The following is a 13,613-nucleotide window of genomic DNA, read 5'->3' as shown; positions in this document are numbered from 1 at the left end:
ATCCCGAACAGAGAAGTTAAGCCCGGACGCGCCGATGGTACTGGGGTCACACCCGGGAGAGTAGGTGGCCGCCAACCCTACAAAAAGACGCCCCCTGTTAGAGATAGCAGGGGGCGTTCTTGCGTTTTAGAGGCTTTCCTAAAGTTGCGCGATGAGTCATGATTTGCTGTATGGGTCTCACTATAGCAGGAACGTCTGTCTTCGCGCTTTCTCTTCCCGGGACTTCGGCCAGCAGCGTTAAGTTTGAGCCTTCTTACTATAACATTAGTCTGAAGGTTCGCACCAGCAGCAGCAAAATTAGCATACCCTCAAGGGAAGTGTAGCTTTTTTCTACCCCCTCTGTCCTGTTAAGCTATAGCATTGTTTTTTTTGTATAATGGAATAAAAACAATAACTTATGTAAAAAAACTATTGCAACTTATTCTATAACTTGTTTTCTCATGTCATAGAATAAAGTTTTATGTTCTTATCTGTAGTATAATTCTAATTAGAGATTATAACCCCATGCACTTTTTCTCTTTTTTGGCTGGCTTTTTACTCATAAGGCGCATAAAAAAGCCATTAGAGAAATCATCTCTGTACATAAAATGGCAAAGTTTGTTTGCATTTTCGGGGTGGGCCGTCGTAGCTCTTTTCTTTGTAGTTTCTTTTTTTTTCAGTGACGAAGCAAGTGTTTTCCTTGGAAGTATATTCTTGTTAGGACTGTTGCTCTACCTTGAGAAAGAACCTGATTTCAGTGAATTTAAACCATATATCCAGGCCAATTATCCATTAGTTTTTGCTGGAATATTAAATAGCTTCGTTGGACTTGCAATGCCTGATTTCTATGATAGTTGGGAAGGCTACTTTAAATTTACTATTGTTGGATCTTTTATCTGGATATTTGCCAGATGGGCAAATTCAAGAAAGCAGCAACAGGAGTTAAGAATTGTTGAAGACCGGAAAGCAGAACTGGAGGCTTTAGTTAAAGACCGTACCGCTGAGTTAACTCAGCAGAAAGTAGCATTACAGAAAACTGTAGAAGAACTTAAAGTTACCCAAACACAACTGATACAGCAGGAAAAGCTAGCTTCTTTAGGTGAACTCACTGCCGGTATTGCCCATGAAATTCAAAATCCTTTAAATTTTGTAAATAATTTTTCTGAGCTAAGTGTTGAACTTGTAGACGAATTAAATTCCGGACCCTTGCAAATGTTACCCGATGCCGAAAAGGGACATTTCAGGGCAATATTACAGGATCTGACGCAAAACCTTCAGAAGATACATCATCACGGCAAACGGGCGGATTCCATTGTAAAAGGTATGCTGCAGCACACCCGCGCCAGCACTGGTCAGAAAGAGCTTACTGATATCAATGCCTTGGCAGAAGAATACATTCGCTTAAGTTACCACGGCTTACGGGCAAAGGATAAGAGTTTTTGTGCAAAGATGGAAACGCATTTTGACAACAACATTCCCAAACTGGAGGTAGTGCCGCAGGATTTAGGCAGGGTGCTACTTAATTTGTTTAACAATGCGTTTTATGCTGTACAGCAGAAAATGATATCCGGAGCACTGGAAAATTACCAGCCGCTGGTGCAGGTGAGTACCATATGGAAAAGTAAGGCTTTAGAATTACGCATCAGGGATAATGGCTGTGGGATTCCGGAGAATATACGCCATAAAATACTGCAGCCTTTCTTTACTACAAAACCTACGGGGCAAGGTACAGGGCTTGGACTGTCGCTGAGCTACGATATTATCACCAAAGGCCACAATGGAGAAATTAGAATAAACTCAAAAGAGGGAGAATACACTGAATTCATTATAAGACTGCCGATGTTAAATTTAAAGTAAAGGTTTAATTTATAAGGCTGTGTCTACTTATAGCAGCCAGAATATATTTCCGAGTATTCTCGTTTATGCCTCCCTAATTGCGACCATCATTGACCAAAGTAATGCCCGCTATGCTAAGAGGGAGGTGTAAAAACTTGTTAAAACCTATGTCAGGTTCTCCAGGCGCTGTGTGACATCATCAATTAATTCCTCACACCACCTTTGCGCCGTATCTGCTGCTTCGCTTTCAGACCATGCTTCTCCATAAAGCTTTTCCAGCCAAACAATGTTTTTGCCTGGCCCTACCTCATAAGTTGTATGTCCCAGCTTGAAGTGTAGGTCTTTTGTCACGTCAAAGGGAGGGACTCCTGCTCGCTGAAATCCCTCCAGGCGCAGCTTTAGCCCCATATATTGCACATTGCCGTTCTCTATGCTGATGGGTGTATCATCGCCAGCATCAGGGTCTTTTGTCCAGATATCTACAACTTTCTCCAGCCCAAAGTCGTCGAACAGGGGGGTGATATCTGTTAGATTTAAGTGTATGCGTGTCGCTAACGTGGGCAGAATTATATTGTACAGGTGTAGGATTGCGTCTTTATCTCGTGTCATTTGTAATTCTATTTATCGTATAAATTATTTTTTTGTAACCACCTCTCTTTTCTATAACGGTGTTGTAAGCGTGCCTGGGCTAATTTTACAGCTATCTGTTTTTGAACAAGGCCAGTTGGTTTGGTTTGTGCGGAAGATATGGTACAGCAACATACTGTGTTCAAAACCAAAATGCCTTTGCCAATACCTCCTGTCTCAGTCTTAATCAAGCTTAATGAACAACTCCTGCGGCAGTGCTTTCTGTCTGATAACTCATACCTCTTGCCTGAATAACCTTCTGCCCCCAAATTAAAATTAACAATGCTACTAAGGCTGATGCGGCCATTAAACCAGCCATAGGTACGGCAGAATGATTACTGAAAAGGCTCAGGATAACCGTTGCCAAGGCGCCAATACCCATTTGAGAAGCACCCATCAGCGCAGATGCACTACCTGCGTTTTTAGTGAAAGGCGCCAAAGACAACGCAGAGGCATTAGGGAACGTGAAACCAAGGCAGCTTAAGAAGAGGAAGATACAGGCAATGGTGGCATATAACCCCAGCCAACCATTCATAATGCCCAGCAAAAACACAGTTCCTATCACCAGTTGGCAAACAAGCGCCGCAATGATTATCTTCTCACTGCGATATCTGCGCAGCATGATGCTGTTCACCTGGCTGGCTCCAATCAAGCCGATAGAGAGGAAAGCGAAAATCCATCCGTATTCCTTCTCATTAACCTCAAATATTTCCATAAACAGCAGCGGTGAACCAGAAACGTAAGCCAGCAGCCCCGAGAAAGAGACAGCACCAGAAAATGCATAGGTATAGAAATAAGGCTCTTTCAGAACCATGCGGAATTTAGATAAAATTGGTTTTGGCTTGAGCGAATAGGTAGGGTCTGGTTTGCTGCTCTCGGGCAGTCTCAGGTAAACTGCAGCCAATATAGCAGCCGCCATGGCGGCCAGGATAAGAAACACTGCTTCCCACCCGAAACCTGCCGTTACGTAGCCACCAACTGTCGGTGCAATCATGGGCGAAACACCTACCACCAGCATCAGCAGCGAAAATACTTTTGCATTATCCTGCACCGGAAATAAATCCCGCACCATGGCTACGGAGGCTACCGCTGCGGCACAACTGCAAACAGCCTGTATGAAACGCAACACTATCAGCGTTTCGATGGAGGTGGCAAAAGCACAGGCCACCGAGGCAATCAGGTAACCAACAAGACCGATGTAAAGCGGTTTCTTTCTGCCAAACCTGTCCATGAGCGGGCCATACAGCAACTGACCGGCAGATATGCCGATAAAGAAACTGGATAAAGTAAGGGAAACTTCTGCTACCGTCGTATTCAAATCTTTGGCAATGGCCGGAAATCCAGGCAAATACATATCTATTGAAAAAGGACCTAAGGCAGTGAGTGTTCCTAGTATGATAATGAGGGTGATGTAATTCTTGCGTGTCATAAAAAGGTAAATTGCCCTGCAAAGGTAAAGATAAAAGGAAGACCGTACTTTACACGGCTATGTCAATAAACGTCTGGAAGTGTGACACGGCTGTATTCATTTTCATATAATTTGCCGATACAGATAAAAGCAACCTGAAAGCTTGCGCTTGGGGTCATATGGAAGAGAAATGAGCTGTTTTATGTACCGATATTTTTGAATAAAATTATTTTTAACTAAAATTCATTCTGATGAAAAAGAAGCAGGATGCTAACAGCAAAACCAATACAACAACCCTGTATTCCTACACTAAAACGTGCAGGTAACATCTTAAGAAAATATTTTTAAATTAAATCATTGTAGAATAACTTTATGTCAGCAGCGTCTTTTAATCAACAGGTAGCTATTGTGACCGGAGCAGGGCAGGGCATTGGCTTCAGAATATGCCAGGAGTTGGCAAAGCAGGGAGTATCGGTGCTGTTAAATGATATAGATGAAAAGCTGACTGCCAAAGCTGCAAAAAGTATAAACGACCAGTACGGCTCCTGCATTGGCCTAGCCGGAGATGCTGCTAGCCCGCAGTTCATCCAGCAGATGGTGAACGCTGCAGTTACGGAATTTGGGAAGCTTACCATTGCCATCGCAAATGCTGGCATCACCGTGTTCGGTGATTTCCTGACCTACACCCCGGAAGACCTGCATAAAGTGACGCAAATGAACCTCGGCGGGAGTTTTTTCCTGGCACAGGCGGCAGCCAAACAGATAATTAAACAGCAATCCGGGGGCAGCATCCTTTTTATGTCTTCTGTTACGGGGCATCAGGCGCATAAGAACTTAGCAGCCTATGGCATGACAAAAGCTGCACTTGAGTTGCTTGCCAAGCACCTCGTCCTTGAACTATCACCCTACCGAATCAATGTGAATGCCCTTGCTCCCGGGGCTACTCTTACAGAAAGAACTGCTGAAGACGGTACCTACGAGAAGACGTGGTCAACTATTACACCTATGGGACGTCCTGCTTATCCGTCTGATATTGCACATGCAGCCTTGTTCCTGGTGTCAGAAAATGCCAGGCATATTACAGGGCAGTCCCTGGTGATTGACGGCGGATGGACATCTATCAGCCCTTCACCATATGAATAGGAGGTGCGCCGAATTTTGTACATACTCGCTTAAGTTATTGGTATAACTAACTATAAGTCAGTAGTATAAATGCTGTATTTGAAAAATTAGCTTAAGAGAATAATTGACATTACAAAACAACAGATTATCGTATGTTTTAAGTCCCGGAGGGACAACCTGTAAATAGCCCCTTGGTCAGGAACCGCCCTTAGCTCCAGCGGAGCGGACTGTATATATAACTAACAAGTCGCTCCGCTGAAGCTAAAGAATACTCGGCTTTTTTTCTATCGACAGGTCGTCCCGCTGGGTCTTCTGCGTGTCGTAAGAGAAATTTTTAAGCAAAACTTTTCGCAGAGTACGTTAAAGTGAGAGAAGTGGGAAACAAAGTTGTATAGGTCAGGCATAGGATAGATGTTGATGCATGACGGCCGGATTGAATGGTGTCAGTATAGTTGTATGCATCCGACGCGAGTTAAAGCTTTGAATGAATTTGGTATGTCTCCTAAAACGCTGCATTTACTCACACCAAAAGAAGAAGCCTCTATACTGCAGAGGCTTCTTCTTTTGGTGTGGGCTACACATCTTCTTTATATGCATTTCCGCCTCTAAATCAGTTGTAGTTGTGCAAGCGAGGCGTAGGCTCCTCTTCCGTTTATGTCAGGATTGATAGTAAGTTCCAGTGCACTCACCGCGTCGAGGTTCACCGTATATTCTTCTGATTCTTCTGTCGTTTGCGGAGGACTGAAGTTATACTGCTGTCGTACAATCTCACGATAAGATGCATCACTTTCTGGTTTCCAGCGCAGAAGAAACTCCTGCGAGCGCTCCTTTTCCTCTTCCCGAAACAAAAGATGAACCCGTTGGATTTTTTGTGGTGTATCAAACATAATCCGGATGACCTGTTCACCAGGCTGTGCCGCCTTCCAGCCTTCCACTTTGTTAGCCGTAAGGGCCGACTCAATAGGAAAAGCTTCATCCTCAGACGTAATTTCAATTTGAGCCAGTTGTTCCAGGTCTAACCCGGTATGGGTTGCAGGAGATGCCTGATTAATTATTTGTTTGCGCATATCTTTATTTTTAGAAATTGCTGTATAAGTTAAGTTAAAGTGGGGAGTAACTTCATTATTCAGTCAGGAAGCTACTCGTACATCACTAATCCTCTTTCCTCTTTGAGAAGAGTTTATACAAGTATGTCAGAATTAACTGCCATTGGTGGTGTATGTTGTTCCACCTATTTCCTGTTTACTTTGATAACCTCAGTACTAAACCCTGAAGAGGCTGCCGCAGTAATAACAATTTAACATGTTTGTAAATAAGCTGTTTGTGCTGTGTACTTTATCTTTTACTCCAATGAGCGCTTTAAGTTTATATGTACATGTGTAGCATAAGTGTGTGTGACTGGTGGGGTGTGCATTTACATATAGCCCGAATGAATAAACATAGCTTTCGGTGCAGTATCTGAATAATTCAAGCAGCTACCATGGTAGCTTTGGGAAAACAAATGTGGACACATATCCATACCGTCTGCTAACGCTGCTGCTTTATACGTCAATATAATTTTGTTTGAATATTGTTTCTCACAGGCCTCTTTTACCGTAAAAGTCTATAGCCTATGAAATTTCTTCCTACTCAGCTCATCCTTTTCCTTCGGAACAAGCCCGACCGTCGTAACCTGAAGCTTCTGTTTCGGTTTCTGCTTATATTGTTTATCCTGGTTCTTGTTTTTACTGTCATATTCCATCTGCTCATGCTTCGTGAGGGGCAGCAACACACCTGGATAACAGGTTTTTACTGGACTCTCACGGTTATGTCTACCCTGGGTTTCGGAGATATCACTTTTCATAGTGATGCCGGGCGTTTCTTCTCCATCGTGGTACTTCTGTCGGGTATGGTGCTCCTGCTGATCCTGTTTCCCTTCACTTTTATTAACTTTTTTTATTCGCCCTGGATGAAGGCGCAGGAACAAGCGCAGGTACCCCGTGAATTGCCAGAGGGCACGAGCGGACACGTAGTACTGACCCGCTACGGTTCTGTTACAGAGGCCCTTATTAAGAAACTGGACCGGTTTCAGTATCCCTATGTCGTGCTGGTGCCGGATTTGGCAGAGGGGTTACGTCTGCGTGAACTCGGCGTCAACGTAATGCTGGGGGATTTCGATGACCCTGAAACATACCGTAGCGTACGGGCAGAAAAGGCGGCGCTGGTGGCGACCACTTCCACAGACGTGATAAACACCAACGTGGCTTTTACGGTACGGGGATTAAGCAGTGAGGTGCAGATCATTTCCACCTGCAATTTTGAGGCATCGGAAGACATCCTGAAGCTGGCAGGCAGCAACCATGTCTTGCGGCTGGGTGAGATAATGGGCCTGTTTCTGGCTCGCAGAGCCAGCGGGGGAGACGCATGCGCGCACGTAATAGGGAAGTTTAAAGAGTTGCAGATTGCTGAAGCCACGGTGGCAGGCTCTCCACTTGTTGGGCTCTCGCTGCGGGAGACAAAACTGCGGGAGAAGGTAGGCGTAAGTGTGGTGGGCGTTTGGGAGCGTGGCAAGTTCCGGGCTGCTCAACCCGACACGCACATCACCCAAACAACCGTACTGGTGCTGGCAGGCTCTGAAGCACAGATAGAAAAGTACAATAAGGCGTTCCAGGTTGAAAGGCACATGAACTCTCCAGTGGTTATTGTTGGAGGCGGGCGCGTCGGCAGAGCTACGGGCAAGGCTTTAGAGGCACGTAAACTTGATTACCGAATAGTAGAGAAAGCTCCGGAGCGGGTAAAGAATGATGCACGTTATATACTGGGGGATGCGGCTGAACTTGACATACTGAAGCAGGCGGGTATTGATACGTCTCCCTGTGTCATCATCACTACGCACGACGATGACATAAACGTATACCTAACCATTTATTGCCGCCGCTTGCGTCCTGATATTCAGGTTATTACCCGCTCAACCCTCGAGCGGAATCTGGCAACGATGCACAGGGCCGGGGCTGATTTTGTGATGTCGTACGCCTCCATGGGGGCGAACACTATTTTTAACCTGCTCAAGCGCAGTGACATACTGATGGTAGCTGAGGGCTTGAATTTACTTAAGGTAAAAGTGCCGAAGCAACTGGCCGGACGTACAATTGCCCATTCTTCCATCCGGCAGGAGACAGGTAGTACCGTTATTGCCATCCGCACCGGAGAGACAACGCATATCAACCCCGATCCAGCCATGGTGTTACCCGCTGAAGCAGAAATCATTCTCATCGGTACGGTGGAGGCGGAGAACAAATTCTTCAGCATGTATGGGGCCAGGTAAGCGCTTTCAATATTATCCAAAAAAATGAATTTTATGTTACTTTAGAAAGGGTAGATAGTATCAGGGCTGGTATATGTGCTCACCCTGAAGGAGCCGGTCTGATTAGTATTTAGGCGATAAATGAGCAAGCAGCTGGCAGCTGAAAATCAGCTTCTTGTTTTGCAGTATATATAATTTTTGTAGCTTACAGTTTAGGGTAGCCCCGTAGCAATGAAGCATAAATTGAACAGGTTCCAGCTGGCTTTTTTCAGGTGGCGCAGGAGGCAGAGCAACAACCGTATCATGCCTTTTGTGCTAAGCGTGGTGGTGGGTTTAATTGTGGGTGTTGCCGCGATTCTGATTAAAACGATTATTTTCTACATTGAGCAGTATGCGGTTTATTTCGCACCGAATATCCTCTACTTCCTGCTGCCGCTCATCGGGTTTGTTTTGGTGACCTTCCTCAACCGCAATGTGTTCAGCAAAACAGCGTATTTTAGCGGCGCCCGGCACGTAATCGAGTCTATAGAGAAAGATACCTCCATTATTCGGTTCAGGCTTATTTACTCTAAATTTGTAACTACCGGACTTACTATTGGCTTCGGTGGAAGCTCCGGGGTAGAGGCGGCTATTATTACGAGCGGGGCAGCCGTAGGTTCTAATGTAGGGCGTGTGCTAAGGCTGAATTACCGGCTTCGCACGCTGCTTATTGGCTGCGGCGTGGCTGCCGGAATCTCTGCGGTGTATAATGCGCCAATGGGTGGGTTTATTTTTGCCCTTGAAACCATACTCCCCGAGTTTACCCCAACGCTGCTGATTCCGTTGCTGGTGGCGGCGGCGGCCGGTAAAATCCTGTTTGAGTTCTTTATGGGGCAGCACCTGCGCTTTGAGGTGCCGCTCACTGATTTTGCTTATGAGCAGATTCCGCTGGTTATTCTGCTGGGGGTGCTGGGCATGCTCATGTCGAATTACCTGCTAAAGACTTACAGCTACTGCTCCCTTTACTTTTCCCGCATCAAAAATGCATACCTGCGTGCCATAGTGGGCGGAGTAGCGCTGGGCAGTATTATTTACCTGCTGCCGCCCATGTATGGCGAGGGCTACGTGAGTATGAACGCATTGCTAAACTCGGAAGAGCGCTCCCTGATTGTGAATTCGCCGCTGGCCGCACTGCCCACCACCATCTGGTCTAATCTGCTTTTCTTCTTTCTCATAACTATGGTTAAGCCACTCGCCACAGGTATTTGCGTAAATTCAGGGGGAGAGGGCGGCTATTTTGCACCTTCCATTATTACGGGTGGATTTTTGGGCTACCTTTTTTACAAAATAGTTGCGCTGCTGTTCCCATTCTATGGTTTAAACATGGCCACCTTTATGTTCCTGGGTATGGCCAGTGTCTTTGCCTGCATCATGAATGCACCTGTTACAGCCATATTTCTCGTCGCCGAGATTACACAGAGTTATCAGCTGTTTGTGCCCCTGATGCTGGTATGCGCTGTTTCATACTTTCTGAAATATTACATTGAGAACCTGAGCTCAAGTGTGGAGCAACCCAAAGGGCAGGGCAAAGCCCTGCGGGTAGATCGTATCCTGCTAAACCAGCTAAATATAAGCCAGTTAATTGAGGAGGATAACAGGCCCTTATTAGAGGATGAATCCCTGCGGGTTGTCGTTGAAAATTTCTCCAACTCTAACAGGGATGTACTGCAGGTGCTGGATACCCAAGGAATGCTGGTAGGGGTGATTACCCTGAGTGACATGCGCAAACAATTAGGAGATGTATTCAACTATGACACCGTCACGGCCAAAGACCTGATGCAGCCTCCAATTGTTACCGTGGAAGTAGATGAGCCTGCAGCAGAAGTACTTGACAAGTTTGACAAAAGCAAGCTTTGGTCGCTGCCTGTGGTGCGGAAAGGCAAGTTTAAAGGTTTTATATCTAAAAGCAGGCTCCTGACGCAGTACCGGAAAGATCTGACCCGTGTGAACAGGTTCTTCTGATCAGAAGCTTTTATAGCTGCACACGGTGTGTGTTACTTCTGAATTTAAATGGTTTCTGCTTCTTTCGCCTGACTTTTTGCTTTATTTTTGGGTGATGAGAAAAACCGCCTGCCTCTGTTTTCTAGTGCTGCTTGCCTTTAGTTTTATCGCTGGACGCCCTGTTTTAGCCCAGCAAGCGGGGGAGAATGTACGCACACAAACAGATTCTCTTCTTCAGGCTCGTGCCGACAGCTTGAAAAAGCCGCAGTTGCTGGTGCTGGATACCCTGAGCTACCGCATTTTTGGCGACGGCAGCTTCACCCAAGGGAACGTAAACCGCAGCCTTGTGGTGCTGCGGGCAGAGGTGACCTTGGGAGGCCCGGTGATTTCTATTGCCACTAACCCCCGCTTCAGCTACGGAAGGCAGAACAATTTGCTAGCCGAGCGCGACACCTACGTTGACTTGTTTATTGATGTATTCAAGAAAAGAAAGACGTATATATTCGGGCTGGGAACCATAGAAATAAGCAACCTGCGGGGCATCGAACTACGGCAACTGGTAGGGGCGGGGGTAGGATACCGCTTGCTGCAGACCGAAAGACATACCCTGACGCTGACGAATGCCATTATTCATGAATCAACTGATTTCGTAGAGCGGTCCACTATAGTCACGCAACGAAACTCTTTTCGTGTTAAGGGCAGCCACAGATTCCTTGGTAAAAAAATACAGTTTAACCATCTCACTTTTGCGCAACCGTCGCTGAGAGACTTTTCTAATTTGCGTTGGAATACCCTTCTCACCCTGGAAATGCCCCTAAATAAATGGGTTGGTATCCGTACCAGTTTCGCCAATACCTATGAGAGCGAAGTGGAAGCTACCCGCAGGCACAACGATTCTCACCTAACCTTTGGCGTTTCGCTGGGCATACAGCCCTAAACTGAAGCGCATAAACATGCTGCTGCTTTTAAGCTTACACCGACAAACGTAATGACAGCTTTAAGAAAATCATTTGATGAGAAGACATCTACTGCTTTTATTATCGCTGTTATTCATACCAAAGCCTTCAATGTCTCAAAGAACAGATGACTTCCTAAAAGATATTCTTATCAAAGCAGGAAACGACAGTGTTAACATGCTGATTAGGAACGCTGAAGCGTACCGGTTGCAGATCATTTACACAGAAATTAACCGTGATAAGAACAACAACCCTTCTTTCCAGAACTATTACTTCAACCATGATCCTGATCTCTATTTCAACCCGGCGTCTATGGTAAAGCTGCCACTGGCTTTCATAGCATTGGAGAAACTCAAAAAGCTTCAAAAGAAGGGGGTAAACAAGCATATGCCGCTCGTTTTTGATAGTAGTTATGTGGGGCAGAAGCCACTTTATACAGACGCTACGTCAGCTGATGGCCGGCCTTCCATTGCGCATTTTATTCGTCGGGCTTTCCTGGTAAGCGAGAATGATCCTTATAACCGTTTATACCAGTTTATAGGTCAACAGGAAATCAACCGGAACCTTCACCGTAAAGGCTATGAAGACTCCCGCATCGTCCGGCAATTTATGAGCTTTACAGAAGAGCAAAACCGCCACACGAACGCCGTCCGCTTTTTAAATGAAGATGGTAGCACAATATATTCCCAGCCGCCTGCATATAATTCCGATTCCATTGATTTTAGCAAGGTAGTCCTATTGGGAAATGCCCATTACGACAGCAGCGATAGCTTGGTGAATGCCCCCTTTGACTTTACGAAACAAAACAATCTTCCATTGGAGGACCTTCAGCAGTTATTGCAATCCGTTTTGTTTCCTGCATCTGTGCCCAAAAAGCAAAGGTTTAATTTTTCAGAAGACGACTATAGCTTCCTGTACCGCTATTTGTCGCAGTACCCCTCTGAGACTCCTTACCCCAAGTATGACGCAACTCTCTTTTATGATAGTTACGCGAAATTCTTTTTCCGAAATAAGGATCATCGAGTGCCGGCAAATGTCAGGGTTTTTAACAAAGTAGGATGGGCTTATGGTTTTCTAACGGATGTTTCGTACGTAGTTGATTTTGAGAATAAAGTGGAATACATGTTAGCTGCCAACTTGTATGTGAACAGTGACGGCGTATTGAACGATGGGAAGTATGAGTATGATACAGTCGGTTATCCTTTCCTGTACAACCTGGGGCAAATTATTTATAACTACGAATTATCAAGAGCGCGTACATTTAAACCTGATCTTTCTGCATTTCAGGTACAGTATGAAAAGCGAGACACCAATGATACCCGCCCTTCTTTTAAGGAGGTAGATAATTAGTTTTTGTTGGTCAATAGCTTCCAAAATACGGTAGCCTCTGCCATCTACAGGTTCTTCTCTCTAACTAAATTTCCTTCTCCGCTTTTTCGGATATCTTTAACAAATATTATATGATTAAACAAATATGAGTCAAAACACTTATGTCTCTTGAAAAGTAAAAGTAATGACAGACTTGAGTAAGCAACCGTCTCAATCAGAAACCTTCTGAACCAGATTATTGACTTCTGACTGACTTAGATAGCGCCACTCCCCAATTAATAGGTTTCCGAGTTCAAGGGTTATGATGCGGATGCGCACGAGTTTCTTCACCTGGTATCCCAACTTGTAACACATTCTCCTGATTTGTCGGTTGAGGCCCTGTTTCAGGAAGATGGAAAAAGTAATATCATTCACCTGCCTAACGACGGCGGGCCGTGTTTTTTTCCCCATGATGACAATACCAGCAGCAAGGCATTCTACTGCCTGCTGTGTCAAAGGCTTATCCACCATTACCAGGTATTCCTTTTCCTGATGCCTCTCTGCGTGAAGTATTTTGTATGATAGATCTCCATCGTTTGTGAGTAGCATAAGCCCCTCTGATGCTTTGTCAAGCCTTCCTACAGGAAATACACTATGGGCAATGTCTAAAGCCTGTAGCAGGTTGTTTTCTATTTGGGTGTTCATCGTGGATTCTACGCCGCATGGTTTATGATAGGCTATATATACTTTTTTTCTCTGCTCTTTAATAACCTGGTCATCCACCTGAACCTCGTCTTCCGGTAGCAGCACCTGCTTTAGTGTCCCTTGTTTGCCATTCACCAGCACTCTACCCGAAAGAATATATTGAACAGCATCTTTGTTTGATAATTTTAATTTCTGAACAATAAAATGATTCAGGGAGGAATTGAGCACTTTCATTTATAACAGAAAAGCTGTTTAGAATTTAAAGAACCTCCAAAGAATTAAGCTGGTAAAAGTGTTTGCAAAGACATTTCAACCTAAACCTAATCCGATGGAAGTCATAAGCGAAGATAGCATAAACCGCTGGATAGTGCCGCATCTGAGCGTGGGCAAAAAGGTCCCAAGCTACAGG

General features: G+C 45.1%; 10 protein-coding genes and 1 rRNA gene. 7 read left to right on the top strand and 4 right to left on the bottom strand.

Features of this window, described 5'->3' with window-relative positions:
* Positions 1-77 (top strand): 5S ribosomal RNA (gene rrf / locus E1919_RS28315); the annotation flags it as partial.
* Positions 78-504: 427 nt separating this feature from the next.
* Entirely contained in the window at positions 505-1,836 is a 1,332-nt protein-coding gene (locus E1919_RS25950; RefSeq protein ID WP_162056319.1) for a sensor histidine kinase, read from the top strand.
* 144 nt (positions 1,837-1,980) lie between these two features.
* Here E1919_RS25950 and E1919_RS25945 read toward each other — a convergent pair whose 3' ends face one another.
* Positions 1,981-2,424: a hypothetical protein gene (locus E1919_RS25945; RefSeq protein ID WP_237144863.1), complete on the bottom strand. Its 444-nt coding sequence runs from the start codon at positions 2,422-2,424 to the stop codon at positions 1,981-1,983.
* 211 nt (positions 2,425-2,635) lie between these two features.
* Positions 2,636-3,871: a multidrug effflux MFS transporter gene (locus tag E1919_RS25940; protein ID WP_162056318.1), complete on the bottom strand. Its 1,236-nt coding sequence runs from the start codon at positions 3,869-3,871 to the stop codon at positions 2,636-2,638.
* A 351-nt stretch (positions 3,872-4,222) separates the two neighbouring features.
* Between E1919_RS25940 and E1919_RS25935 the strand changes: the two genes are divergently transcribed.
* On the top strand, positions 4,223-4,993 hold the full coding sequence (locus E1919_RS25935) for an SDR family NAD(P)-dependent oxidoreductase (protein WP_162056317.1): 771 nt from the start codon (positions 4,223-4,225) through the stop codon (positions 4,991-4,993).
* Positions 4,994-5,577: 584 nt separating this feature from the next.
* Here E1919_RS25935 and E1919_RS25930 read toward each other — a convergent pair.
* Complete coding sequence (locus E1919_RS25930; protein WP_162056316.1) at positions 5,578-6,039, bottom strand: hypothetical protein; 462 nt, start codon at positions 6,037-6,039, stop codon at positions 5,578-5,580.
* Between the two features lie 545 nt (positions 6,040-6,584).
* Here E1919_RS25930 and E1919_RS25925 point away from each other — a divergent pair.
* The 4 genes from E1919_RS25925 (at position 6,585) to E1919_RS25910 (ending at position 12,541) form a co-directional block, all read left to right on the top strand.
* Positions 6,585-8,276 carry a potassium channel family protein gene (locus E1919_RS25925; RefSeq protein WP_162056315.1) on the top strand — a complete coding sequence of 564 codons (1,692 nt, stop codon included), beginning with the start codon at positions 6,585-6,587 and terminating at the stop codon, positions 8,274-8,276.
* A 210-nt stretch (positions 8,277-8,486) separates the two neighbouring features.
* Positions 8,487-10,256, top strand: a complete 1,770-nt coding sequence (locus tag E1919_RS25920; protein ID WP_162056314.1) for a chloride channel protein — start codon at positions 8,487-8,489, stop codon at positions 10,254-10,256.
* A gap of 94 nt (positions 10,257-10,350) precedes the next feature.
* Positions 10,351-11,172: a DUF481 domain-containing protein gene (locus E1919_RS25915; RefSeq protein ID WP_162056313.1), complete on the top strand. Its 822-nt coding sequence runs from the start codon at positions 10,351-10,353 to the stop codon at positions 11,170-11,172.
* A 130-nt stretch (positions 11,173-11,302) separates the two neighbouring features.
* Positions 11,303-12,541, top strand: a complete 1,239-nt coding sequence (locus E1919_RS25910) for a serine hydrolase (RefSeq protein WP_237144862.1) — start codon at positions 11,303-11,305, stop codon at positions 12,539-12,541.
* 189 nt (positions 12,542-12,730) lie between these two features.
* Here the strand turns inward: E1919_RS25910 and E1919_RS25905 are convergent, their stop codons facing one another.
* Complete coding sequence (locus E1919_RS25905) at positions 12,731-13,438, bottom strand: pseudouridine synthase (protein ID WP_162056311.1); 708 nt, start codon at positions 13,436-13,438, stop codon at positions 12,731-12,733.
* Positions 13,439-13,613 lie beyond the last annotated feature (175 nt).

It is taken from the genome of Pontibacter pamirensis, assembly GCF_010015475.1.
Classification (GTDB): Bacteria; Bacteroidota; Bacteroidia; order Cytophagales; family Hymenobacteraceae; genus Pontibacter; species Pontibacter pamirensis.
This window is presented reverse-complemented; position numbering and strand designations above follow the sequence as displayed.